Source organism: Pseudomonas oryzihabitans (genome assembly GCF_014522265.1).
Classification (GTDB): Bacteria; Pseudomonadota; Gammaproteobacteria; order Pseudomonadales; family Pseudomonadaceae; genus Chryseomonas; species Chryseomonas aestiva.
Map to the genome: position 1 here is coordinate 3,606,766 of NZ_CP017024.1, position 22,064 is coordinate 3,628,829.

General features: G+C 67.4%; 22 protein-coding genes. 10 read left to right on the forward strand and 12 right to left on the reverse strand.

What is annotated here, in order from left to right; all coding sequences use genetic code 11:
* The first annotated feature begins 5 nt into the window (after nucleotides 1-5).
* From BGI51_RS16725 to BGI51_RS16760, 8 genes are all read left to right on the forward strand, one after another.
* Nucleotides 6-683, forward strand: coding sequence for an SDR family oxidoreductase (locus tag BGI51_RS16725; protein ID WP_187979050.1), 678 nt, complete (start codon nucleotides 6-8; stop codon nucleotides 681-683).
* A gap of 98 nt (nucleotides 684-781) precedes the next feature.
* On the forward strand, nucleotides 782-1,549 hold the full coding sequence (locus BGI51_RS16730) for an SDR family NAD(P)-dependent oxidoreductase (RefSeq protein ID WP_187979051.1): 768 nt from the start codon (nucleotides 782-784) through the stop codon (nucleotides 1,547-1,549).
* 10 nt (nucleotides 1,550-1,559) lie between these two features.
* A complete protein-coding gene (locus tag BGI51_RS16735) occupies nucleotides 1,560-2,744 on the forward strand; it encodes an acetyl-CoA C-acyltransferase (RefSeq protein ID WP_187979052.1) in 1,185 nt (394 codons plus the stop codon).
* Between the two features lie 14 nt (nucleotides 2,745-2,758).
* Nucleotides 2,759-3,544, forward strand: coding sequence for an enoyl-CoA hydratase (locus BGI51_RS16740; protein ID WP_187979053.1), 786 nt, complete (start codon nucleotides 2,759-2,761; stop codon nucleotides 3,542-3,544).
* Between the two features lie 65 nt (nucleotides 3,545-3,609).
* A complete protein-coding gene (locus BGI51_RS16745) occupies nucleotides 3,610-4,512 on the forward strand; it encodes a LysR substrate-binding domain-containing protein (RefSeq protein WP_187979054.1) in 903 nt (300 codons plus the stop codon).
* A gap of 183 nt (nucleotides 4,513-4,695) precedes the next feature.
* The gene (locus BGI51_RS16750) at nucleotides 4,696-6,003 is read left to right on the forward strand and encodes an MFS transporter (RefSeq protein WP_187979055.1); all 1,308 of its coding nucleotides are present in this window, start codon (nucleotides 4,696-4,698) and stop codon (nucleotides 6,001-6,003) included.
* The gene (locus BGI51_RS16755) at nucleotides 6,000-7,253 is read left to right on the forward strand and encodes a metal-dependent hydrolase family protein (protein WP_187979056.1); all 1,254 of its coding nucleotides are present in this window, start codon (nucleotides 6,000-6,002) and stop codon (nucleotides 7,251-7,253) included. Before BGI51_RS16750 ends, BGI51_RS16755 begins: the two co-directional genes overlap by 4 nt.
* Before the next feature lie 61 nt (nucleotides 7,254-7,314).
* Nucleotides 7,315-7,716, forward strand: a complete 402-nt coding sequence (locus BGI51_RS16760) for an ester cyclase (protein ID WP_187979057.1) — start codon at nucleotides 7,315-7,317, stop codon at nucleotides 7,714-7,716.
* On the opposite strand, the gene BGI51_RS16765 is transcribed toward BGI51_RS16760, so the two are convergent.
* From BGI51_RS16765 to BGI51_RS16785, 5 genes are read right to left on the reverse strand one after another with little or no spacing between them, the layout of a single operon-like run.
* Nucleotides 7,713-8,732, reverse strand: a complete 1,020-nt coding sequence (locus BGI51_RS16765) for an AraC family transcriptional regulator (RefSeq protein WP_187979058.1) — start codon at nucleotides 8,730-8,732, stop codon at nucleotides 7,713-7,715. The two genes, BGI51_RS16760 and BGI51_RS16765, sit on opposite strands and share 4 nt — an antisense overlap.
* On the reverse strand, nucleotides 8,729-10,111 hold the full coding sequence (gene lpdA / locus BGI51_RS16770) for a dihydrolipoyl dehydrogenase (protein WP_187979059.1): 1,383 nt from the start codon (nucleotides 10,109-10,111) through the stop codon (nucleotides 8,729-8,731). Before lpdA ends, BGI51_RS16765 begins: the two co-directional genes overlap by 4 nt.
* Nucleotides 10,112-10,113: 2 nt before the next feature.
* The gene (locus BGI51_RS16775) at nucleotides 10,114-11,400 is read right to left on the reverse strand and encodes a dihydrolipoamide acetyltransferase family protein (RefSeq protein ID WP_187979060.1); all 1,287 of its coding nucleotides are present in this window, start codon (nucleotides 11,398-11,400) and stop codon (nucleotides 10,114-10,116) included.
* Nucleotide 11,401: 1 nt separating this feature from the next.
* Nucleotides 11,402-12,460 carry an alpha-ketoacid dehydrogenase subunit beta gene (locus BGI51_RS16780; RefSeq protein ID WP_187979061.1) on the reverse strand — a complete coding sequence of 353 codons (1,059 nt, stop codon included), beginning with the start codon at nucleotides 12,458-12,460 and terminating at the stop codon, nucleotides 11,402-11,404.
* A 4-nt stretch (nucleotides 12,461-12,464) separates the two neighbouring features.
* Entirely contained in the window at nucleotides 12,465-13,697 is a 1,233-nt protein-coding gene (locus tag BGI51_RS16785; RefSeq protein ID WP_187979062.1) for a thiamine pyrophosphate-dependent enzyme, read from the reverse strand.
* A 223-nt stretch (nucleotides 13,698-13,920) separates the two neighbouring features.
* On the opposite strand from BGI51_RS16785, the gene BGI51_RS16790 reads away from it, so the two are divergent.
* On the forward strand, nucleotides 13,921-14,382 hold the full coding sequence (locus tag BGI51_RS16790; protein ID WP_027597697.1) for an Lrp/AsnC family transcriptional regulator: 462 nt from the start codon (nucleotides 13,921-13,923) through the stop codon (nucleotides 14,380-14,382).
* A gap of 15 nt (nucleotides 14,383-14,397) precedes the next feature.
* Here BGI51_RS16790 and BGI51_RS16795 read toward each other — a convergent pair whose 3' ends face one another.
* Together BGI51_RS16795 and BGI51_RS16800 are read right to left on the reverse strand one after the other, a co-directional pair.
* Nucleotides 14,398-14,610: a hypothetical protein gene (locus tag BGI51_RS16795; RefSeq protein ID WP_187979063.1), complete on the reverse strand. Its 213-nt coding sequence runs from the start codon at nucleotides 14,608-14,610 to the stop codon at nucleotides 14,398-14,400.
* A gap of 65 nt (nucleotides 14,611-14,675) precedes the next feature.
* Nucleotides 14,676-15,083: a response regulator gene (locus BGI51_RS16800; protein WP_158891078.1), complete on the reverse strand. Its 408-nt coding sequence runs from the start codon at nucleotides 15,081-15,083 to the stop codon at nucleotides 14,676-14,678.
* Between the two features lie 398 nt (nucleotides 15,084-15,481).
* Between BGI51_RS16800 and BGI51_RS16805 the strand changes: the two genes are divergently transcribed.
* The gene (locus BGI51_RS16805; RefSeq protein ID WP_187979064.1) at nucleotides 15,482-17,242 is read left to right on the forward strand and encodes a glycoside hydrolase family 5 protein; all 1,761 of its coding nucleotides are present in this window, start codon (nucleotides 15,482-15,484) and stop codon (nucleotides 17,240-17,242) included.
* A gap of 62 nt (nucleotides 17,243-17,304) precedes the next feature.
* Here the strand turns inward: BGI51_RS16805 and BGI51_RS16810 are convergent, their stop codons facing one another.
* The 5 genes from BGI51_RS16810 to mmsB form a co-directional block, all read right to left on the reverse strand.
* A complete protein-coding gene (locus tag BGI51_RS16810; protein ID WP_187979065.1) occupies nucleotides 17,305-17,856 on the reverse strand; it encodes an ATP-dependent Clp protease proteolytic subunit in 552 nt (183 codons plus the stop codon).
* Between the two features lie 148 nt (nucleotides 17,857-18,004).
* Complete coding sequence (locus tag BGI51_RS16815; protein WP_158891073.1) at nucleotides 18,005-18,805, reverse strand: universal stress protein; 801 nt, start codon at nucleotides 18,803-18,805, stop codon at nucleotides 18,005-18,007.
* A gap of 138 nt (nucleotides 18,806-18,943) precedes the next feature.
* Entirely contained in the window at nucleotides 18,944-20,095 is a 1,152-nt protein-coding gene (locus BGI51_RS16820; RefSeq protein WP_187979066.1) for an acyl-CoA dehydrogenase family protein, read from the reverse strand.
* Nucleotides 20,096-20,106: 11 nt separating this feature from the next.
* A complete protein-coding gene (locus BGI51_RS16825; protein ID WP_187979067.1) occupies nucleotides 20,107-21,159 on the reverse strand; it encodes an enoyl-CoA hydratase/isomerase family protein in 1,053 nt (350 codons plus the stop codon).
* Complete coding sequence (gene mmsB, locus BGI51_RS16830; protein ID WP_187979068.1) at nucleotides 21,156-22,052, reverse strand: 3-hydroxyisobutyrate dehydrogenase; 897 nt, start codon at nucleotides 22,050-22,052, stop codon at nucleotides 21,156-21,158. The genes BGI51_RS16825 and mmsB overlap by 4 nt, the downstream gene beginning before the upstream one ends.
* Nucleotides 22,053-22,064 lie beyond the last annotated feature (12 nt).

Below are 22,064 nucleotides of genomic sequence, written 5' to 3' on the forward strand. Positions count from 1 at the left end.
AGGCTATGAATGTCTGGGTGATAGGTGCCTCGCGGGGCATAGGGTTGGGGCTGGTGGAGCGCTATCTGACGCAAGGGGCTCAGGTTTTGGCGGTGGTGCGAACGCCGAATGCGGCGTTGGATACGATGGTCGCGGCCGCCAAGGGGCGGTTGCGGGTAGTGACCGGCGATCTGCGCGATCCCGACCTGGGCACGCGACTGCTGGACGAGCTGGGTGATGGCTCGCTGGAGCGGCTGATCGTCAATGCCGGCATCATGGGGCCGATGGAAGAGGACGGGCAGCGGGCGAGCGTCGCGGAGCTGGGCGAGTTGTTCCTCACCAATGCCGTGGCGCCCCTGCGGTTGCTGGAGGCCCTGGCACCGCGGATGGCCGCTGCCGGGGTGGCGGCCTGCCTGAGTTCGCAGATGGGCAGCGTCAGTCTGGCACGAGCCGCCGAAATGCCACTTTATGGCGCCAGCAAGGCAGCGCTCAACAGCCTGCTGCAGAGCTGGGTCGCCGGGCAGCAGCCGGCGTTCGCCGTGCTGGCACTGCACCCGGGCTGGGTGCGCACCGAACTGGGCGGGTCCAGCGCGCCGGTCGAGGTGGCCGATAGCGTCGCCGGTCTGGTGGCGACGATCGAGGCGCGGGCCGGCCAGCCTGGCTGCGCCTTTCTCGACTACCAGGGGCAGGTCCTGCCCTGGTGAACGAGGGGCCGGATCGCTCGCTGCGACTGAGCGCTCCGGCCCTTGTCCGACCCCGGCCGAGGATCGAAGATGAGTCCATCATCCTGGGGAGTGCCACCATGCGCATCGACGAGCAAACCTTTCTGGTAACCGGCGCCGGTTCCGGCCTGGGCGCCGCCACCGCTGAGGGACTGATCGCGGCAGGCGCCCGAGTGGCAATGCTGGATCTCCAGGCCGAGGCCGTGCAGGCCCAGGCCGAACGGCTCGGCGACCAGGCTCTGGCGCTGGCCGTGGACGTGACCGATGCCGAGGCCCTGAGCGCCGCCTTGGATGCCGTGCTGGCCCGCTGGGGCAGTCTGCAGGGGGCGATCAACTGCGCCGGCATCGTCGGCGGCGCACGCATCCTCGGGCGCAATGGTCCCCACGATCTCGCCGCCTTCGCGCGCATCATCAACGTCAACCTGGTGGGCAGCTTCAATGTCCTGCGCCTGGCCGCGGCGGCCATGGCCCAGGGTGAGGCCAATGTCGGCGGTGAGCGCGGCGTGATCATCAACACCGCCTCCATCGCTGCCTTCGATGGCCAGATCGGCCAGGCCGCCTATGCCGCCTCCAAGGGCGGCGTTGCCGCGCTTACCCTGCCGGCGGCGCGCGAACTGGCCGGGCAGGGCATCCGGGTCATGACCATAGCGCCGGGCGTCTTCGAGACGCCCATGATGGCCGGCATGACCCCCGAGGTACGCGACGCCCTGGCCGCTAATGTGCCCTTTCCGCCGCGCCTCGGCCGCGGCGAGGAATTCGCCGCCCTGGTCCGCCACATCATCGAGAATCCCATGCTCAACGGCGAGGTGATCCGCCTCGACGGCGCGCTGCGCATGGCCCCGCGCTAGGAGAATCGTCATGAACGACCCCATTGTCATCGTCGCCGCCGCCCGTACGCCCATGGCGGCCCTGGGTGGCGAACTGGCCGCGCTGTCGGCGCCGCAGCTTGGTAGCGCCGTGGTCCGCGCCGTACTGGAACGGGCGGGCTGGGCGCCGGAACGGGTCGACGAGGTGCTGCTGGGCTGCGTGCTGCCCGCCGGCCTCGGCCAGGCACCGGCACGCCAGGCGGCGCTTGGCGCCGGTCTGGCCCAGCGCACGCGCTGCACCACCCTGAACAAGATGTGCGGTTCGGGGATGCAGGCGGCCATCCTCGGCCATGACCTGTTGCGCGCCGGCAGTGGCGAGGTGGTGGTGGCGGGCGGCATGGAGAGCATGAGTCGCGCGCCCTATCTGCTGGAAAAGGCCCGCAGCGGCTACCGCCTCGGCCATGGCGCCCTGATCGACAGCATGTTTCTCGACGGCCTGGAAGACGCCTATGAACCCGGGCGCCTGATGGGCACCTTCGCCGAGGATTGCGCCGCGCGCCTGGGCATTGGCCGCGAACGCCAGGATGCCTATGCCCAGCAGTCCCTCGCCCGGGCGCGCCAGGCGCAGGCCAGCGGTGCCTTCGCCAGCGAGATCGTGGCGGTGGAGGTAGCGGGACGCAGGGAAACCCTGAGCATCGACACCGATGAGCAACCCCGCCGTGCCGATCCGGCACGCATTCCCACCCTCAAGCCGGCCTTTCGTGAAGGCGGTACCGTCACCGCGGCCAACGCCAGTTCCATCTCGGATGGCGCCGCAGCGCTGCTGCTGATGCGGGCAAGCACGGCAGCGCGCGAAGGGCTGAGGCCGCTGGCGACGATCCGTGGCCATGCCGCCCATGCCGGCGCGCCGGGCGACTTTCCCACCGCGCCCATCGGCGCCATCCGTACCTTGCTCGCGCGCATCGACTGGCAGCTGAGCGACGTCAACCTGTTCGAGATCAACGAAGCCTTCGCCGTGGTGGCCCTGGCCGCTCAGGATGCCTTGGGGCTGGACCCGGAACGCCTGAACGTGCACGGTGGCGCCTGTGCCCTGGGCCATCCCATCGGCGCGTCCGGTGCGCGCATCCTGGTCACCCTGATCCAGGCGCTGCGCCAGCGCGGTCTGCGCCGGGGCGTGGCGGCCATCTGCATCGGCGGCGGCGAGGCCACGGCCATGGCGCTGGAACTCAACGACTAGACAAGGACAAGACCATGAGCGAAGCCTCTACCGAATCGACCCTGCTGCTGGAGATCGAGGCGCGCGTCGCCCTCATCACCCTCAATCGCCCCAAAGCGCTCAACGCCCTCAATGCCCAGCTGCTCCATGAGCTGGATGCCATGCTGGCGCGCCTGGACGCCGATCCCGAGGTCGGTTGCGTGGTGCTCACCGGCTCGGCCAAGGCGTTCGCCGCGGGCGCCGACATCAAGGAAATGGCCGGGCAGGGCTATCCGCAGATCTACCTGGACGACTACTTCCGCGTCGCCGACCGCATCGCCGAGCGGCGCAAACCGCTGATCGCCGCCGTCGCCGGCTATGCGCTGGGCGGTGGTTGCGAACTGGCGCTGCTGTGCGACTTCATCTATGCCGCCGACACCGCACGCTTCGGCCTGCCGGAGATCACCCTGGGCGTCATTCCGGGCATCGGTGGTACCCAGCGCCTGACCCGCGCCCTAGGCAAGGCCAAGGCCATGGAACTGTGCCTGACCGGGCGGCAGCTGCACGCCGCCGAAGCCGAGCGTGCCGGGCTGGTCGCCCAGGTGTTTCCCGCCGACGAGCTGCTGGAGCGCACCCTGGAGGCCGCCCGCGGCATCGCCAGTCGTTCGCTGCCGGCGACCCTGCTGCTCAAGGAAAGCGTCAATCGCGCCTTCGAGACCAGCCTGGCCGAGGGCATCCGCTTCGAGCGCCGGGTCTTCCATTCGCTGTTCGCCAGCGCCGACCAGAAGGAAGGCATGGCGGCCTTCATCGAGAAGCGACCGGCGAAGTTCGAGCATCGTTGAGCACGCCCCGCGCCCGTCAGAGGCGCTAGACTGGCCGTTTCAGCCCAGTGTTGCAGAGCCTCCGGATGCGTATCGAGCCCTTGCCACCCCTGACCAATCTGATTGCCTTCGAGGCAACGGTCAGGCTCGGCAGCTTTACGCGGGCGGCGCTGGAGCTCAACCTCACGCAGAGCGCCATCAGCCGTCAGGTGGCGCAGCTGGAGGCCTTTCTCGGTCGCGCGCTGTTTCGCCGAGAGCACAAGCGGCTGCACCTGACCGTCTCCGGGCAGCGCTATGCCGAGCGGGTTCAGCAGCTGCTCGCGGGTCTCGCGGAAACCACCGCGGACGTCATGGATATCAGTGGCGAGCAGCAGCTGGTGCTGGCCTGTTCCTCGGGCGTGGCCGCGCTGTGGCTGGGCCCGCTGATCGGCCGCTTCGCCAGTGCCTTTCCCGGCATCGACGTGCGCCTGCGGGTGCTGGACAACCTCGATACCCTGCTCAAGCCGGAATTCGATCTGGCGCTCTATTTCCTGCGTGAACCGCCGCCCCCGGGGTTGGCTGGCCGCCAGTTGTTTCCCGAGTGGGTAGGCGCCTATTGCGCGCCGGACTACCTGGGTGGGCGTCAGCTGTCACCCCCGGAGCTGCTCGACCGATGCCTGCTGATGATCGAGGACGGTCAGCGGCGCTGGCTCTCCTGGGCGGAATGGTTCGCGCGGCTGGGCTATGCCGCCCCGCGGATCCGCCAGCGGCTCACCGTGAGTCAGTACCCCATCCTGGTCGATCTGGCGATTGCCGGCCACGGTATCGTCCTGGGTTGGCGCCCCATGATCGATGCCCACCTGCAGTCGGGTGCGCTGGTGGCAGCCTGTAGCGAATGCGTGCAGGGGCAGGGTGGTTACTACCTGCTGTGGCCGGGCGATCGTCAGCCGGGCCTGGCGGCGCGCCGTTTCGAGACCTGGCTGAACGACAGCCTGAGCGCGTCGCACTGATCCCTCTTGCATGCGTCAGGCGCATGCAAACCCCTGCAATCAGCGTTTTCCTGCGTCCCCGGTAGCCCCTTAAGCTCGGCGGCAGAGGGCGGAGATCCTCGTCCTGTTTCCTTTATCGAAACTGCCGTCGCCGGTGCAGGGACTCCCGAGTTTCCTGCGCGACTTGCATTCAGGGAGCCAACAATGCAGAGCGCTACGACCTTTCCGCAGCCGTCCGCCGCCCACCGCCGCCAGGCCAACAAGGCGGTGGTCGCAACCGTGATCGGCAACGGTCTGGAGTGGTTCGACTTCACCGTCTACAGCTTCTTCTCCGTGATCATCGCCAAGGTGTTCTTTCCGACCGCCAGCGAACTCACCTCCTACCTCCTGGCCCTGGCCACCTTTGGCGTCGGTTTCTTCATGCGGCCAGTAGGGGGCATCCTGCTCGGCATCTACTCCGATCGCCGCGGTCGCAAGGCGGCGCTGTCGCTGACCATCCTCTTGATGGCCGCCGGTACCCTGATCATCGCCGTGACCCCGGGCTATGCCCAGTGGGGGCTGTTCGCCCCGGCGCTCATCGTCTTCGCGCGCTTGCTGCAAGGCTTTTCGGCGGGTGGCGAGATGGGCAGCGCGACCGCCTTTCTCACCGAACACGCGCCCGCTGGGCAAAAGGCCTACTACTCCAGCTGGATCCAGGCGAGCATCGGGGTGGCGGTCGCCCTGGGTGCAGGCACCGGCGCGCTGCTGTCGGCGTTGCTGACCCCGGAGCAACTTGAGAGCTGGGGTTGGCGCCTGCCGTTCCTGTTCGGCTCCCTGATCGGCCCCGTCGGTTTCTACATCCGTAGCCGCATCGACGAAACCCCTGCCTATGCCTCCGTCGAGCGTGCCCAGTCGCCGCTGCGGGAGGTAGTGCGCATCTATCCCCGCCAGACCGCCATTACCTTTTCCATGGTCGTGCTCTGGACGGTCTGCACCTACTCCGTGCTGTTCTACCTGCCGTCCTACTCTACTCGGGTGCTGGGCCTGCCCAGCGGCCTGGGCTTCACCGCCGGTGTACTCGGTGGCGTGGTGCTGCTGGTGGCGACACCCCTGGTAGGGCGCCTGGCAGATCGCCATGGCAAGCGACCCTGGCTGCTGGGGTCGGCCGTGGCCATCTTCTGCGCCGCCTGGCCGCTGTTCTGGATGCTCAATCGCTGGCCGGGCCTGCCTTCCCTGCTGGTGTTCCAGGCCGTGCTGGGGCTGCTGATCTCCGGCTATCTGGGCGGTCTGCTGGCAGCCTTCGGCGAATTGTTGCCGACGCGGGTGCTCTCCACCGGACTGTCGGTGGCCTACAACTTCGCCGTGACCCTGTTTGGCGGCTTCGCCACCTTTACCGTGACCTGGCTGATCGCTGCTACCGGCAGCCATCTGGCGCCAGCCTTCTACATCATGTTCGCCGCGGCCATCAGTGCCGGGGGCGCCGCGCTGTTTCGCGACGGCGCCAGCGGCCAACCCTCGGGAGAATCCGCATGACTCAAAACACCTCTCTACTACTGCGCAACGGCAAGCTGCTCGATCTGACCACCGGCACCCTGATCAGCGGTAAAGAAGTCCTGGTGGACGGTGAGCGCATTACCGCCGTACGCGACCAGAGCGCTGCGCCGCCGGCAGGTGTCACCGTCATCGATCTGGGCGGCCGCACCCTGATGCCGGGCCTCATCGATTGCCATGTGCATGTACTGGCGTCCAGTGCCAACCTGGGTTTCAACGCCCTGCAGCCCAACGCCATCATCATGTACCGCGCCTTGCCGATCCTGGGCGCGATGCTCGAGCGCGGTTTCACCACCGTCCGCGATGCCGGCGGTGCGGACTGGGCGCTGGCGCGCTCCATTGCCCTGGGACTGGTGCCGGGCCCGCGGATCTTCGCCTCCGGCAAGGCGCTGTCGCAGACCGGCGGCCACGGGGACATGCGGGCGCGTGGGGAGCTCCTGCTGAACGAGCCGTGCAGTTGCTGTTTCCGCGCCGGTGCCATCGCCCGGGTGGTGGATGGGGTGGACAACGTGCGCAAGGCGGTGCGCGAAGAACTGCAGCAGGGCGCCAGCCAGATCAAGATCATGGCCTCCGGCGGTGTTTCCTCACCTACTGATCCCATCGCCAATACCCAGTACAGCGAAGCCGAGCTCTGCGCCATCGTCGAGGAAGCCGAGGCGGCCAACACCTATGTGATGGCCCATGCCTATACCGCCCGCGCCATTCGCCGCGCCGTGGCGTGCGGGGTACGCACCATCGAACACGGCAATCTGGTCGACCGGGATACGGCGCAGCTGATGCGCGAGCGGGGCGCCTTCGCCGTGCCCACCCAGGTGACCTACGAGATGCTCGCCGAGCACGGCGCGCGCTATGGCCTGCCAGCGGATTCCGTGGCCAAGATCGAAGATGTCCGTCTGGCGGGCCGTCGCGCCCTGGAATTCTTCGCCGAGGCGGGCGTGCCCATGGGCTACGGCTCCGACCTGCTGGGCGAGATGCACGAATACCAGACCCAGGAACTGCGCATCCGCGCCGAGGTGCTGGGCAATCTGGAGGCCTTGCGCAGCGCCACCAGTGTCGCGGCACGCATCCTTGAACGCGAGGGCGAACTGGGTTGTATCGCGACCGGAGCCCTGGCCGATCTGCTGGTCGTGGATGGCGATCCGCTGGCTGATATCTCCTGTCTGGTGGGGCAGGGCGAAAGACTCGACGTCATCCTGCAAGGTGGCCGTCTGGTGAAGAATCGCCTCGGGTAACGGGAGTCTTGCCGGACTGGCGCGGTCCCCTGTAGCAGTCAACGCCCATGGAGAACGTGTCATGCCCCTTGCCGCAACCGAACTCGGCAGCCACTACCAGGCCTACCTCGACTGCCTCAACCGCCAGGCCTGGACGGCGCTTGGCCGTTATGTCGACGACGCCGTCGAGCACAACGGCCGGCCCCTGGGATTGGCGGGCTACCAGGCCATGCTTGAAGGCGATCATGCCGCCATTCCCGATCTGCACTTCACCGTCCATCTGCTGGTGGTCGAGGCGCCTTGGCTGGCCGCGCAGCTGGATTTCGATTGCACGCCGCGCGGCGAGCTGTTCGGGCTGGCGGTGAACGGACGGCGCGTACGCTTCAGCGAACATGTCTTCTATCGTTTCGAGAACGGACGCATCCGCGAGGTGCGCTCGGTGATCGATACCGCCGCCATCGCTGCCCAGCTGGCCGACGGCTAACCCGCCCGGGTCTGGCGTTGGCGATAGCCGAGGGGACTGAGGCCCGTCCACTTGCGAAAGGCGCGCTGGAAGGAACGGGGGTCGGCGAAACCCAGGCGCAGGGCCAGCTCGTCCAGGGGCAAGGCGCCCTGGTCCAGCTGGCGACAGGCTAGCCGGCACCGGCGTTCGTCCTTGAGGCCCTGGTAGGTCTGGCCGCTCGCGGCCAGCTGGCGCCTCAGGGTGGCGGGGGCCAGGCCCAGGGCCTCGGCCAGGCTGACGGCGTCCGGCCAGTCCTCTGGTGCACAAGTACGCAACAGGGTGCGGATGCGGGTGATCAGGCTGGCGTCGTCGCGATAATGCACCAGCAGATTGCCCGGTGCGGCGGCGATGAAGCGGCGCGCGTCCGCGGCAGTACGGCGGATCGGCAGGCCCAGCACGGCAGCGTTTAGCACCAGGCAGTCTTCGCCGCGAGCGAAGCTCAGCTTGGAGCCGAAGCGCTGCCGATAGTCGGCCAGCAGTTCCGCTGGCGGCTCCTCGGCAGTCTGGCGGATTTCCTCCAGCGGCAAGCGACGGCCCACCAGCCAGCAGGCCAGGCCGTGCAGGATCAGCCAGAGGGTGAAGACGGCGAAGCTGCCCGGCAGACTGCCCGGGGCCAGCCGCAGTGTCACCTGCTCGCCATTGCGCTGCAGGCGCAGGTCGACGCCGAGGGTCAGCCGCAGGAAGTCGAGGCTTTGCCGCAGGGCATCGCCGAGGGTCGGTTGCAGGCGGGTGCTCTGGCAGAGAAAGGCAAAGCTGCCCGCCGGCAGCGGGCGCGGACCGAGAGCGAAGAATTCATCATCGAAACGCCGCGCCAGGCGATACCACAGCTGGCCGAACAGCGGCGCCGAAAGGCGCTCGCGGCCAAGCAGCAGGTCGGCTAGCTGGACGCCTTCGGCGGCTAGCAGGGCGTCTGGCGCCAGACCACCGCGCCGGCACAGCCCGGCCAGGGCCTCGTCGAGGATGCCCCGCGCCAGGCTGTCGCGCGGCAGGCCGGTCACAGATGCAGGGCCCGGCCCAGGGCCCGTAGCGCCGCTTCCTGCACCGCTTCGCCCAGGGTGGGGTGGGGATGCAGGGTGGCGGCGACGTCTTCCAGCTGCATGCCCATTTCCAGACTGTGGGAAAAGGCCGTTGCCAGTTCCGCCACCTGCTGCCCGGTGGCCTGCCAGCCGAGGATACGGTGGTCGTCCGCGCGGGCCACCACCCGCACGAAGCCTTCCGGCGCCTCCAGGGTGAGGGCACGGCCATTGGCGGCGAAGGGGAAGCTGGCGACCTTGGTCTCCAGCCCCTGGGCCTTGGCCTGCTCGGGGGTGAGGCCGACCACCACGATCTCCGGATCGGTGTAGCAGACCGCCGGGATGGCCACCGGGGCGAAACGCCGCCGCTTGCCGGCGATCAGCTCGGCCACTACCTCGCCCTGGGCCATGGCGCGATGGGCCAGCAGGGGTTCGCCGGTAAGATCACCAATGGCCCAGACGTCGGTCATGCTGGTACGACAGCCGTCGTCGACGCGGATGTAGCGACCGTCGTAGTCCAGCGGCAGGCGCTCCAGGCCTTCGGTGCGGGGGCGGCGGCCGGCGGCGACCAGGATGCGCTGGGCCGGCAGAAGCTCTTCCCGACCGTCGCCACGGGTCATCCGCAGACCCGCGCCGTCCGCGGCCAGACCGGCGACGGTGCAGCCCAGGTGCAGCTCGATGCCCAGGCGTTCCAGGCGCTGCCGTAGGGGCGCCGTGAGCTCGGCGTCGTAGCCGGGCAGCAGACGCGACTGGGCTTCCACCACCGCGACCCGGGCGCCCAGCTTGCGATAGGCGATGCCCAGTTCCAAACCGATATAGCCGGCGCCCACCACCACCAGGTGGTCGGGGATTTCCGTGGGTGACAAGGCCTCGGTGGCCGATATCACCGGACCACCGAAGGGCAGGCTGGGCAATTCCACCGAGGTGGAGCCCATCGCCAGCACCAGGTGCTCGGTACGGATGCGCAGCCGCTCGCCGCCGGCGCGCTGCACCTCGACGGTCTTGCCATCGAGGATTTCGGCCCAGCCCTCGATTACCGTCACGCCCTGCTTCTTGAGCAGGGCGGCGACGCCGGTGGTGAGACGATCGACGATGCCGTTCTTCCAGGCCACGGCCTGGCCAAGATCCAGCTCCGGGCGGCCGTGGCGGATGCCCAGGCTGCCATGCTCAGCGCGACCGCTGGCGCGATGATATTCCTCGGCGACATGGATCATCGCCTTGGAGGGAATGCAGCCGACGTTGAGGCAGGTACCGCCGAGGGCAGCGCCCTCCACCAGGGTGGTGGCGATGCCCAGCTGGGCGGCGCGCAAGGCGGCGACATAACCGCCGGGGCCGCCGCCGATGATGAGGAGTCGGGTGTCCATGGCTACTCCAGGAAAAGGGTGGCGGGTTGTTCGAGCAGCTGGCGCACGGCCTGGATGAAGCTGGCGGCGTCCTGGCCATCGATCAGCCGGTGGTCGAAGGAGGCGGACAGATTCATCAGCTTGCGTGGCACCACCAGGCCGTTGCGGAAGGCCGGGCGCTCGACGATGCGATTGACGCCGATGATGGCCACCTCGGGATGGTTGATGATGGGCGTGGAGGCGATGCCTCCCAGCGGACCGAGGCTGCTGATGGTCAGGGTCGAGCCGGACAGGTCGTCGCGACCGGCCTTGCCGCCGCGCACCGCGGTGGCCAGCCGTGCCACCTCCTGGGCGCAGCCCCAGAGATCCATTGTCTCGGCATGGCGCACCACCGGCACCGCGAGACCCTGTTCGCCCTGGGTGGCGATGCCCAGGTGCACGGCGCCGTAGCGGGTCACGGTGCTGCTGTCTTCGTCGAAGCGCGCATTCATCTGCGGAAAGTCCCGCACCGCCACTACCAGGGCGCGAGCCAGGAAGGGCAGCAGGGTAAGATGGGCACGACGTCCCTGCCAGCGCTGGTTGAGGGTGGCGCGCAAGGCTTCCAGCTCGGTGACATCCACCTCTTCCACATAGGTGAAGTGGGGGATATGCCGCTTGGCGGCCTGCATCTTCTCGGCGATCTTGCGTCTCAGGCCGATCAGCGGGATGCGCTCCTCGCCGCTGCGTTTCGCCAGGCCACCGCCGCCAGTGGCCGGTGGCAGTCCGGCGTCGCGTTGCTGCACATAGGCTTCCAGATCGCCATGCAGGATGCGCCCGCCCTGACCGCTGCCGGTGAGGAAGCGCAATTCGATGCCCAGGTCCCAGGCGTGCTGGCGCACCGCGGGAGACGCCAGCGGCGGACTGCCGGGGGCCGGACGGGAAGCCGGTCGCTCGTCGTCGCGCGGGAGCTCCGCTTCCAGGCGTCGCGGAGCAGGGGCCGCTTCGGGCCTGGGCGCTTCCGCCTTGGGTGCTGGCGCCGGCGCGGCTTCCATCGGCACGGGGCGACTGGCCTCGCGCAGATTGCCGTCACCGGCCACCTCCAGGCGGATCAGCTCGGCGCCCACGGCCAGCACCTGGCCGGGCTCGCCGCCCAGGGCGACCACCCGGCCCACCACCGGGGAGGGGATCTCCACCATGGCCTTGTCGGTCATGACGTCGGCCAGGGTCTGGTCTTCGCCGACTTCATCCCCTACCGCCACGTACCACTTGACCAGTTCCACCTCGGCGATGCCTTCGCCGATGTCGGGCATCTTGATGACATGGGTACCCATCTCAGACCTCCATGACGCGCTTGAGCGCGGCGCCGACCCGGGACGGACCCGGGAAGTAGTCCCATTCCTGGGCATGCGGATAGGGGGTGTCCCAGCCGGTCACGCGCTCGATGGGCGCCTCCAGGCGATGGAAGCAGTGCTCCTGCATGAGGGACACCAGCTCGGCGCCATAGCCGCAGGTACGGGTGGCTTCGTGGACCACCACGCAGCGACCGGTCTTGTTCACCGAATCGGTGAGGGTCTGCAGGTCCAGCGGCCAGAGGCTGCGGATGTCGATCACCTCGGCATCGATGCCGGTCTCGGCGGCGGCCGCCAGGGCGACCCAGACGGTGGTGCCATAGGTCAGCACCGTGACCTGCTTGCCAGGGCGGACCACGGCGGCCCGTTCCAGCTCCACACGGTAATAGCCGTCTGGCACGGCGCTGGCCGGGTGGCCCGACCAGGGCGTTACCGGACGATCATGATGGCCGTCGAAGGGGCCGTTGTAGAGGCGCTTGGGTTCGAGAAAGATCACCGGGTCGTCGCTCTCGATGGAGGCGATCAGCAGGCCCTTGGCGTCGTAGGGATTGGAGGGCATCACCGTGCGCAGGCCGCACACCTGGGTGAACATGGCCTCGGGACTCTGGCTGTGGGTCTGGCCGCCATAGATGCCGCCGCCACAGGGCATGCGGAACACCAGCGGCGAGGTGAACTGGCCGACCGAGCGATAGCGCAGCCGCGCCGCCTCGGAGACGATCTGGTCGATGGCCGGGTAGACATAGTCGGCGAACTGGATCTCCGCCACCGGGCGCAGGCCGTAGGCGCCCATGCCCACCGCGGCGCCGGCAATGCCGTTCTCCGAGATGGGCGCATCGAACACCCGCGAGGCGCCATATTTGGCCTGCAGGCCCTCTGTGCAGCGAAAGACGCCGCCGAAGTAGCCGACGTCCTCGCCGAACACCACCACGTTGTCGTCGCGTTCGAGCATCACGTCCATCGCCGAGCGGATGGCCTGGATCATGGTCAGGGTGCTGCGGCTGCCGGCCTGGGTCGGCAGGTCGGTTTCCTGTTGTACGGTCATGGCGTCACTTCCCGAGCTGTTGGCGTTGGCGGCGCAGGTGCGGCGGCAGGTCCTGGTAGACCTCCTCGAACATGTCGGCGGCGCTGGGGGCGAGATCGCTGGCAAAGGTGCCATGGGCTTCGGCGGCCTTCTGCGCGGTCGCCACCTCGGCTTCCAGCTCGGCGGTCAGCGCCTGGTGCTGTTCGTCCGACCAGAGCCCGCGACCGATCAGGTGCGCCTTGAGCCGGTCGATGGGATCGCCCAGGGGGAAGTGCGTCCAGTCATCGGCGGGACGGTACTTGGACGGATCGTCCGAGGTGGAGTGGGGACCGGCGCGGTAGGTCACCCATTCGATCAGGGTCGGCCCCAGGTTGCGTCGGGCACGTTCGGCGGCCCAGCGCGAGGCGGCCAGCACGGCGAGGAAGTCGTTGCCATCCACCCGCAGGGCGGCGATGCCATAGCCGAGGCCACGGGTGGCCAGGGTGATGCCCTCGCCGCCGGCGATGGCCTGGAAGGTGGAGATGGCCCACTGGTTGTTGACGATGTTGAGGATCACCGGCGCCCGGTAGACGTGGGCGAAGGTGAGGGCGGCATGGAAGTCGCCTTCGGCGGTGGCGCCGTCGCCGATCCAGCCGGCGGCGATGCGGGTATCGCCCTTGATCGCCGAAGCCATGGCCCAGCCCACCGCCTGGATGTACTGGGTGCCCAGGTTGCCGGAGATGGAAAAGAAGCCGAGGTCGCGGTAGGAGTACATCACCGGCAGCTGGCGGCCCTTGAGCGGATCCCGGGCATTGGACAACAGTTGGCAGATCATCTCGTCCAGCGGCGCCTCGCGGGCGATGAGGATGCCCTGCTGGCGATAGGTGGGGAAATGCATGTCGTCCGGGCGCAGCGCCAGGGTCTGGCCGACGGCAATGGCTTCCTCACCGAGGCACTGCATATAGAAGGAGAGCTTCTTCTGCCGCTGGGCCTTGAGCATCCGCGCATCGAACAGCCGCGTCTTGAGCATGGCCCTGAGGCCCTGCAGCAGCAGTTCGGGCGCTTCTTCGCTGGCCCAGGGGCCGACGGCGCGACCCTCTTCGTCGAGGATGCGGATCAGCTGGGTGGCCAGTTCCCGGGTATCCACCGGTGCCACGTCCACCGGCGGCCTTTCCGCACGACCGGCGGGGCAGAGTTGCAGGTAGCTGAAATCCGTGGGACGTCCCGGTCGGCCGCTGGGCTCGGGGACGTGCAGGCGCAGGGGAGGGTAGTCGCTCATGGCCGCCCCTCCAGCTGGATGAGGGTGCGGGCGGGTCGCAGGACGGGTTGGCCGTCCGGATGCGATGCAGGGTGCCACATGGTGGAGGCCTCGGCAATCTTGTTATTGGTCACCTGAGTATAGGCCGGCTCCACTAGCCGTTTTGCCGCAATTTCGGGGTGGGCAGCCCGGGCTTTTGGTGCTATTGAACTCAGTACAAGAACAACAGTAGAGGTTTTGCACCATGGCTGGTCTGGATCGTATCGACCTGCGCATCCTCAATGCCCTGTCCGCCGATGGGCGGCTGAGCTGGCGCGATCTGGCGCAGAAGATCGGGCTGTCGCTGACCCCGACGCTACGGCGGGTCAAGCGTCTGGAGGAGGAGCGCTACATCCAGGGATATCACGCCCAACTCGACGAGACCCGGCTGGCCGGCAGTGTCAGCGTCTTCGTCTCGGTGCGTCTGGAAAAGCAGTCCACCGACTATTTGCGCGCCTTCGAACGGGAGATCGTCAAGGCACCCCAGGTGATGAGCTGTTTCCAGATGACCGGGGATGCCGACTATGTGCTGCGAGTGGTGGTGCAGGATCTGGCAGCCTATCAGCACTTTCTAGCCGAGACCCTGACCTGCATTCCAGGAGTGGCCAGTGTGACCTCGGCCTTTTCGCTCAAGGCGGTGCTACTCAGGCCGGCGCCACCGCTCTGAGCGCAGGAGAAGCCGTTAGCGAATGCCGAGCGAGCTGCGGACCTTCTGCGCCTGGGCGGCACAATAGGCGCTATCACGCAGGCGCGCCATATCCAGCATCAGGGTCAGCCGGCGCTCGTCGCAGGAACGACCGAGCTGCACGGGCAGACCGCCATCCGGGGTCAACGGGCCAAACAGGCAATCGATGTTGGGCAATTGAGCGACGAACTGATGGGTGAGGGCGAGCATTGTTATTGTCCTAAGTACCAGGGTGGCGATGTGACACTATTCACATCGCCAAGGTTCCCAGGTCTTCAGGCGCTGGGCGTAACCGAATAGGCGACGCCGTTCACTGCATCGATCAGCTGACCGATGGACCAGGGCTTGGGCAGGAAGCGCACCTGGCATTTGATGCTTGCGGTGGACGGCGTTTCGTAGCCGGACATGACAATAATCGGCATATCTGGCCAGCGCTGGCAGACCATGTTGGCCAGCTGCGCCCCGTCCATCGAACCCGGCATACGGATATCCGTGAGCAGCAGGTCGATGTTGGCGTCTTCCTTTTCCAACAGCGTCAACGCGGTGTCGGCGGAGTCAGCGGCGATGATGTTGAAGCCTTCGGGTTCGAGGATCTCGCGGACGAAATCCGCGACCAGTGGCTCGTCGTCCACCACCAGGAGAGTGGGTCGGAAGACAGGGGTTCCCGGCTGTTCTGCGCGCATGACTGGACCTTATATACAAGACGTTGCTGAGCCTTGGATAGCCGCGACCCAGGAAAATTCCCCAGTCTGAGCGTCAATGAATTTGGCGTCAGATTTCTGTCTTTAGGGCGCGATTATCTTGTCAGACGCAGCGTTTCGACACTGCGACCCCATGCCGCGCACATTTGGTTACGTTTGCCGTAAAGGCTCTAGGTCAGGGGTTTCAGCGTGAAAGTGAAGCAGAGTGACTACTTTTGGGGTGAAAGGTTTCAGCCACCTGGCATATGACTTGTATCGGGTAAGGCAACTGCAGGACGCAGAGTGCTTTTTTTGTCACGTCCCAGTGGCCTTACCTAAACCCAGGCTTTGCTCGTACACAAAGGATATCGACGCCACGCCTCCCTGAGCAGTATCCGACCATGACGCCTATCCGCTCCTTCGCTACCGCCCTTCGTCGTCCGCTCGCCGCGGCCGCCACTGTTCTCGCGCTGTCCGCTGGCGTTGCCCAGGCCGAGCCTGTCAGCCTGGTCGGTCTGAATCTGTCGGGTGCGGGCTTCGCGCCCCAGGTGCTGCCCGGCATCAATGGCACCAACTACATCTTCCCGGTGGAGGCCTACTTCCAGCAGTGGAGCGCGCGGGGCGTCAAGCTGATTCGTTTCCCCATCATCTGGGAGCGCCTGCAACCCAAGCTGGGCGGACCACTGGACAGCGCCTACGTCGCCCTGGTGAACCAGACCTTCGGCTATGCGCAGAAGCACGGCATCAAGATCATCCTCGACCTGCACAACTACGCCCGCTATCGCGGCCAGGTGATCGGCACCAGCGGCGTACCCTATGCCCGCTATCAGGAGATCATGACCCACATCGCGCGGCAGTGGAGCGGCCAGTCCTCGCTGTACGCCTACGACATCATGAACGAGCCCCACGATGCCATGGCCTACTGGCCGACCGCGGCCCAGTACGGCATCAATGGCGTGCGCGCGGTGGACAGCACCCGCCCGGTCATCGTCGAAGGCAACGGCTGGTCGAGCGCCACCCGCTGGGCCGAATTCAACGACGCCCTGCTGGGGCTGAAGGATCCGGCCAACAACATCATCTTCTCGGCGCATTCCTACTTCGACGAGAACGCCGGCGGCAGCTACGACAAGACCGATGTCAACAAGCTCGACGCCAACTATGGCGTGACCCGGGTCAAGCCCTTTGTCGACTGGCTGAAGAAGAACAACAAGCGCGGCTACATCGGTGAATTCGGTGTCCCGGACAACAATCCGCGCTGGAATCTGCTGATGGACAACATGCTGGCCTACCTCAAGCAGAACTGCATCCCGGCCTCCTACTGGGCCGCCGGTCCCGGCTGGGGCAGCTACTTCATGTCGGTGGAGCCGATCAATGGCCAGGAGCGGCCGCAGTGGCCGACCCTGCGCAAGTACCTGGACGACAGCAGCTGCACTGCCATCGGTCCGGTCGCCAGTGGCAGCACCGCGCCGGCCACCGGCGGTAGCGCCACCGGCAACAGCGGTTCGGCAGGCGGCAGCGCCGGCGGCAATTCCGGCAGCGGCAGCAACACCGGCAACGCAGGCAACACCGGTAGCAATGCCGGTGTGCAGATTCCGCCGAGCACCGGGGCGACCGCCGGTACCGTGACCTCGGTGATCAACGACTTCACCAACCCGGACTGGCACAAGGGGGTGTTCCTCAAGAAGGCCGCGATCTCGGTACCCGGTACCGCGGTGAACCGCGCCGCCTTCAAGGCCGGTGCCTATCTCACCACCGCGGATGGCCAGGTGCGGCGGATTTCCGCGGTGCAGGTCGGCAACAGCCTGGGCGTCTTCACCGAGGGCACGCCCTTCAACGGCAACGCCGTGGGCTATCCCAAGACGGTGACCGTGTCGCCCACCGGCGTGACCAGCGCCGCCAGCGTCAGCAGCGCCATCAACGACTTCACCAACGCCGATTGGAATCGCGGTGTCTACCGTCGCGGCGCGGCCATCTCCATCCCGGCCACCGCGGCCAATCGTTCGGCCTTCAAGCTGGGTGGCTCGGTACGCCTCGTCAATGGCCAGATCCTCAAGATCAGCTATGTGCAGGAGGGCGCGAGCAACCTGGGGGTATTCTTCGACGCCAGCCGCCTGGATGCCAGCGTCGGCTACCCGAACACCCTGGTGTCCTTCAGCCGCTGATCTTCAGCAGCGGGCAATAAAAAACCCGGTGACCTTTGGCCACCGGGTTTTTTATTGCCCGCTTAAAGGTGGATGAAAGTGGTGACCTCACCCGGCTGTACCCGGCATTCGTCCACGGCATGGATCACCCCGGTGGTCAGGGCCGCTTCCGGACTCAGCAGCCGGGCGTTGGCCTTGAGGCAGCTGTAGATGTCCAGGGCTTCGGCGGCACCGGCCGTACGTTCGGCGACGATGCCGGCGTAGAGGTCCAGGTCGTAGTCCAGGCACATGGCGTATTCGGCCATGCGCGCATGGTCCACCGAGTTGTTCAGGTTCCAGTAGAAGGAATGGTAGAGGAACTTGCTGTGGCGACTGGCGGTGCGGTGTTCGCCGGCCAGGAACAGGATGTTGCCCATGGATTCGACGGTACCCAGGTTGTGGGTGTGCACCGGCAGCGGCAGGGACAGCAGGAAGTTGTACATCGTGAAGCCGTAGCTGCAGTCACCGCCCATGGTGGCGATCTTCAGCAGAATCCGCGAGGCATCCTGCTGGACCGCCTGGGAGCAATGGGCGATCAGCTGGCCGCAACTGGTGGAATTGATGGGACCGGTGAAATGGATGACATGGGTGCTCATGGTGCCTACCGACGCGCCGGGGAGCCCGGCGGAGGGCGGGGCTCTATAAGAGTTGCTTCGGCGACTTTCGGACGGGCTTGAGCGTGAAGGTCGGCTGGCCGACGAAGCGCGTCCCAGACGGATGGACTGTGCCGTGACGCAACCAGGATCAGCGCAGCAGCAGCATCGGTACTTCGGTCTTGTGCAGCAGCTGGGTGGTGCGACTGCCGCGCAGGAAGCGCCAGACCGAGGAATGGCTGTAGGCACCCATGATCAGCAGGTCGGCCCGGCGTTCGTCGAGGTGGCGAGGGACGATGCGCTCCACGTCGCCATGGGCGACGGTGGTGTCGACCCGGCACCCGGCGCTGCGCAGCAGCAGCGCCAGGTCTTCCAGGCGCTTGCGCAGGATCGGATCGTCTTCGCCGACCCGCAGCAGCGTGCCGCTCATGCCGGTCAGCAGCGGACTGCGCGCCAGCGCCAGGATGCCCTGGTGGGTGGCTTCCCGACCGTCATAGGCGATGGTGAACTGGCGCGGGGGCTTGAAGGGGCCCGAGCAGATCAGGATCGGCCGGTGCACGGCGCGTACCACGGCTTCCAGCTGGCTGCCGATGCCGCTGTCCCCGGAGCGCTCGCCGCGCTTGCCGATCACCAGCAGGCGGGTATCCCCTTCGAGGGTCTTGAGGGTATCCACCAGTCCCTCGGGGCGGCGCAGGATCTGCGGTGCCGAGGTCAGGCCCTGCTGGAGGAGGCGCTGGCGGGCATTGAGCAGCAGCGCCTTGGCCATGCCGGCACCGACGTCATCGTCCAGATAGACCGGGGTACCGTTGGCGACCTTCTTGCCGCTACTGGCCGACTCCTGCACATGCAGCAGGGTGACGGGCGCATCCAGGCGTCGCGACAACCAGGCGGTGTGGTCGCAGACGCTTTCGGCGTGGGGGGATCCATCGATGCAGGCGAGCAGGGAGGCCATAACGGTATTCCTTGGCAAGACCGGGACCAGACACGATCCCTGTCCGGAGCGTAGCACCCGCCCGGCGCTGTCCAGATGACGCCTGGATGTCATCTTCGGCTTTTGCTGGACAGGTCACGGCCGTCATCCCGTACGCCCTCACATTTCGTAGCGATCGAGTTCCCGGGTGATCAGCAGGCGCTGGATTTCACTGGAGCCTTCGTAGATCTGGGTGATGCGGATATCGCGGTAATACTGCTCCACCGGATAGTCCTCCAGGTAGCCATAGCCGCCATGGATCTGGATGGCCTTGGAGCACACCCATTCGCCCGTCTCGGTGGCGAACAGCTTGGCCTGCGAGGCTTCGCTCAGGCAGGGCTGGCCAGCCGTGCGCAGTCGCGCGGCGTGCAGGATCAGCAGTCGCGCGGCGTTCAGGCGCGTATGCATGTCGGCCAGCATGTTGGCGATGCTCTGGTGCTGGATGATGGCCTTGTCGAACTGGATGCGCTCGCGGGCATAGCCCAGCGCCGCCTCAAAGGCCGCGCGGGCGATGCCCAGGGCCTGGGCGGCGATGCCGATGCGACCGCCCTCCAGATTGGAGAGCGCGATGGCCAGGCCCTTGCCGCGTTCGCCCAGCAGGTTGGCCGCCGGGATGCGGCAGTTGTCCAGGGTGACGGCGCAGGTATCGGAGGCGCGCAGGCCCATCTTGTGTTCGGTGCGCTCGACGCGAAACCCTGGGGTGTCGGTGGGTACCAGGAAGGCCGACAGGCCCTTCTTGCCCAGTTCCGGATCGGTCACCGCGAAAACGATGGCCAGGCCGGCGCGGCGCCCGTTGCTGACGAATTGCTTGCTGCCATTGAGCACCCAGCTGTCGCCGTCGAGTACCGCGCGGGTGCGCAGATTGTGCGCCTCGGAACCGGCCTGGGGTTCGGTTAGGCAGAAGCAGCCGATCACCTTGCCGGCGGCCAGGTCGGGCAACCAGTGATCCTGCTGCGCGGCGCTGCCGTAGCGCAGCAGCGGGCCGCAGCCCACCGAACTGTGGATGCTCATCAGGGCGCCAAGGCTGCCGTCGCCGGCGGAGATCTCTTCCACGGCCAGGGCATAGGCGACGTAATCCAGGTAGGTGCCGCCCCATTGCTCGGGCACCACCATGCCCAGCAGGCCCAGCTCACCCAGCTGGGCGACCACGGCGTCGTCGATCCACTCGGCCTTTTCCCAGGCGCGGGCGTGGGGCGCGACCTCGCGGCGGGCGAAGTCGCGTGCCAGGTCGCGGATCATGCGTTGTTCTTCGGTGAGTTCGATGTCGTGCATGGGAGCCTCCCTCAAGAATGGCGAAAGTCGGAGAAAAAGGCCGCGACGCGACGAGGGTCCAGATCCTGCCAGCGGGCCGGATTCCAGTGCGGTGTGCGGTCCTTGTCCACCAGCATGGCGCGCACCCCTTCGATGATCTCGCCTTTCTCGAACCAGCGGCGATCCAGGTGCAGCTCCAGAGCGAAGCACTGCTCCAGGGACAGCCCACCGCCCTGGCGCAACAGCTCCAGGGCGGTGGCGACCGCCAGCGGTGAACGGGCGTCCAGGGTGACAAGGGTCTCCTGCGCCCAGTCGCGATAGGCGGGGCGCTGCTCCGCCTGCAGGCCGGCGCGCAACTCCTCAACGGTGGCCGCCGCGAAGTGCTCGGCAATGGCCGGGCGCAGCTCGGTCAGGCGCGCGACTTCGGCCGGCGCTGCGGCGAACGCCTGCAGCAGCGCGGCCAGATCGGTCGGGCCCTGGGCGGTGGCCGCCTCCAGGCGCCGGAGCAGGTCGTCGTTCGCCGCTTCCGGAATGAAGACATCGGCCAGGCCGGCGGCCAGGGCGTCGGCCGGGCCGATCTGCACCCCGGTCAGGCCCAGATAGAGACCCAGCTGGTCGGGCAGGCGTGGCAGGAAATGACTGGCGCCGACGTCGGGGAAATAGCCGATGGCGGTTTCCGGCATGGCCATTCGGGTGCGCTCGCTGACGATCCGCAGCCGCGCCGCCTGCACCAGGCCCATGCCGCCGCCCAGCACCAGCCCATGGGCCAGCGCCAGGATGGGCTTGGGATAGCGGTGCAGTGCCAGGTCGAGGGCGTATTCCTCGGTGAAGAAGCTCAGGTGCAGGTCGTCGCCGCGCTGGTAGCTGTCGTACAGCGCCCGGACATCGCCGCCGGCGCAGAAGGCCTTGGGTCCGTTGCCGCGCAGCACGATCACCCGCACGGCCGGGTCCTGCTCCCAGTCGCGCAGCGCCCCGTGCAGGGCGCGCACCATCTGCAGATCCAGGGCATTGAGCCCGGTCGGGCGATCAAGGGTCAGATAGCCGACCCCGCCGCGTCTTTCCAACAGCACCTTGGCGTCGCTCATGCACCGTCCTCGTCCAGGTAGTCCTGGATGATGGCCGAGAAATCCAGGCCGCCGCCACCCGCGCGGCTGAATCTCTGATAGAGCTGCTGCGCGACCGCCCCAAGGATCACCGGCTGGCGCACGGCACGCGCCGCCTCGGTGGCCAGGCCCAGGTCCTTGAGCATGAGCTCGGCGGCAAAGCCGCCCTGGTAGCCGCGCGAGGCCGGCGCCTGGGGCAGCACGTCCGGATAGGGGTTGTTGACCTCCGAACTCCAGCAGCGCCCGCTGCTGGTATTGATTACCCCGGCCAGGGTCTTGGCGTCCATGCCCAGGCGGGTACCCAGGGCCATGGCCTCGGCCACCCCGATCATGGAGATGCCCAGCAGCAGGTTGTTGGCGACCTTGGCCACCTGACCGTTGCCACTGGCGCCGCAGTGCACCAGGTTGCGACCCATGGCGGCCAGCAGCGGCTGGGCACGCTGGAAGCCCGCCTCGCTGCCGCCGACCATGAAGGTGAGGGTGCCGGCCGCGGCGCCGCCGGTGCCGCCGGAGACCGGGGCGTCCAACACTTCCAGGCCGCACTCGGCGGCGGCGCTGGCCACCGCCCGGGCGCTGAGCGGATCGATGGTGGAGGAATCGATCAGCAGGGTGCCCGGACGGGCCCGGGCGATCAGCCCGTCGTCACCGAGATAGACCGTCTTTACATGGGCGGCCGCGGGCAGCATGGTGATGATCACTTCCGCGCCACTTTCCGCCACGGCGGTAGGCGAGGCGGCAACCTCGGCCCCTTCGGCGCGCAGCGCTTCCAGCGCGGCGGCGGAGAGGTCGAAGACGGTCAGCTGATGGCCGGCCTTGAGCAGGTTGCGGGCCATGGGGGCGCCCATGTTGCCCAGTCCCAGAAATCCCAGATGCATGCTGGCGTCTCC

Excerpts from the sequence above, each read along its gene's own strand:
- BGI51_RS16725 (WP_187979050.1), top strand. The coding sequence starts at position 6 with ATGAATGTCTGGGTGATAGGTGCCTCGCGGGGCATAGGGTTGGGGCTG.
- BGI51_RS16730 (WP_187979051.1), top strand. The coding sequence starts at position 782 with ATGCGCATCGACGAGCAAACCTTTCTGGTAACCGGCGCCGGTTCCGGC.
- BGI51_RS16735 (WP_187979052.1), top strand. The coding sequence starts at position 1,560 with ATGAACGACCCCATTGTCATCGTCGCCGCCGCCCGTACGCCCATGGCG.
- BGI51_RS16740 (WP_187979053.1), top strand. The coding sequence starts at position 2,759 with ATGAGCGAAGCCTCTACCGAATCGACCCTGCTGCTGGAGATCGAGGCG.
- BGI51_RS16745 (WP_187979054.1), top strand. The coding sequence starts at position 3,610 with ATGCGTATCGAGCCCTTGCCACCCCTGACCAATCTGATTGCCTTCGAG.
- BGI51_RS16750 (WP_187979055.1), top strand. The coding sequence starts at position 4,696 with ATGCAGAGCGCTACGACCTTTCCGCAGCCGTCCGCCGCCCACCGCCGC.
- BGI51_RS16755 (WP_187979056.1), top strand. The coding sequence starts at position 6,000 with ATGACTCAAAACACCTCTCTACTACTGCGCAACGGCAAGCTGCTCGAT.
- BGI51_RS16760 (WP_187979057.1), top strand. The coding sequence starts at position 7,315 with ATGCCCCTTGCCGCAACCGAACTCGGCAGCCACTACCAGGCCTACCTC.
- lpdA (WP_187979059.1), bottom strand. The coding sequence starts at position 10,111 with ATGGACACCCGACTCCTCATCATCGGCGGCGGCCCCGGCGGTTATGTC.
- BGI51_RS16775 (WP_187979060.1), bottom strand. The coding sequence starts at position 11,400 with ATGGGTACCCATGTCATCAAGATGCCCGACATCGGCGAAGGCATCGCC.
- BGI51_RS16780 (WP_187979061.1), bottom strand. The coding sequence starts at position 12,460 with ATGACCGTACAACAGGAAACCGACCTGCCGACCCAGGCCGGCAGCCGC.
- BGI51_RS16785 (WP_187979062.1), bottom strand. The coding sequence starts at position 13,697 with ATGAGCGACTACCCTCCCCTGCGCCTGCACGTCCCCGAGCCCAGCGGC.
- BGI51_RS16790 (WP_027597697.1), top strand. The coding sequence starts at position 13,921 with ATGGCTGGTCTGGATCGTATCGACCTGCGCATCCTCAATGCCCTGTCC.
- BGI51_RS16795 (WP_187979063.1), bottom strand. The coding sequence starts at position 14,610 with ATGCTCGCCCTCACCCATCAGTTCGTCGCTCAATTGCCCAACATCGAT.
- BGI51_RS16800 (WP_158891078.1), bottom strand. The coding sequence starts at position 15,083 with ATGCGCGCAGAACAGCCGGGAACCCCTGTCTTCCGACCCACTCTCCTG.
- BGI51_RS16805 (WP_187979064.1), top strand. The coding sequence starts at position 15,482 with ATGACGCCTATCCGCTCCTTCGCTACCGCCCTTCGTCGTCCGCTCGCC.
- BGI51_RS16810 (WP_187979065.1), bottom strand. The coding sequence starts at position 17,856 with ATGAGCACCCATGTCATCCATTTCACCGGTCCCATCAATTCCACCAGT.
- BGI51_RS16815 (WP_158891073.1), bottom strand. The coding sequence starts at position 18,805 with ATGGCCTCCCTGCTCGCCTGCATCGATGGATCCCCCCACGCCGAAAGC.
- BGI51_RS16820 (WP_187979066.1), bottom strand. The coding sequence starts at position 20,095 with ATGCACGACATCGAACTCACCGAAGAACAACGCATGATCCGCGACCTG.
- BGI51_RS16825 (WP_187979067.1), bottom strand. The coding sequence starts at position 21,159 with ATGAGCGACGCCAAGGTGCTGTTGGAAAGACGCGGCGGGGTCGGCTAT.
- mmsB (WP_187979068.1), bottom strand. The coding sequence starts at position 22,052 with ATGCATCTGGGATTTCTGGGACTGGGCAACATGGGCGCCCCCATGGCC.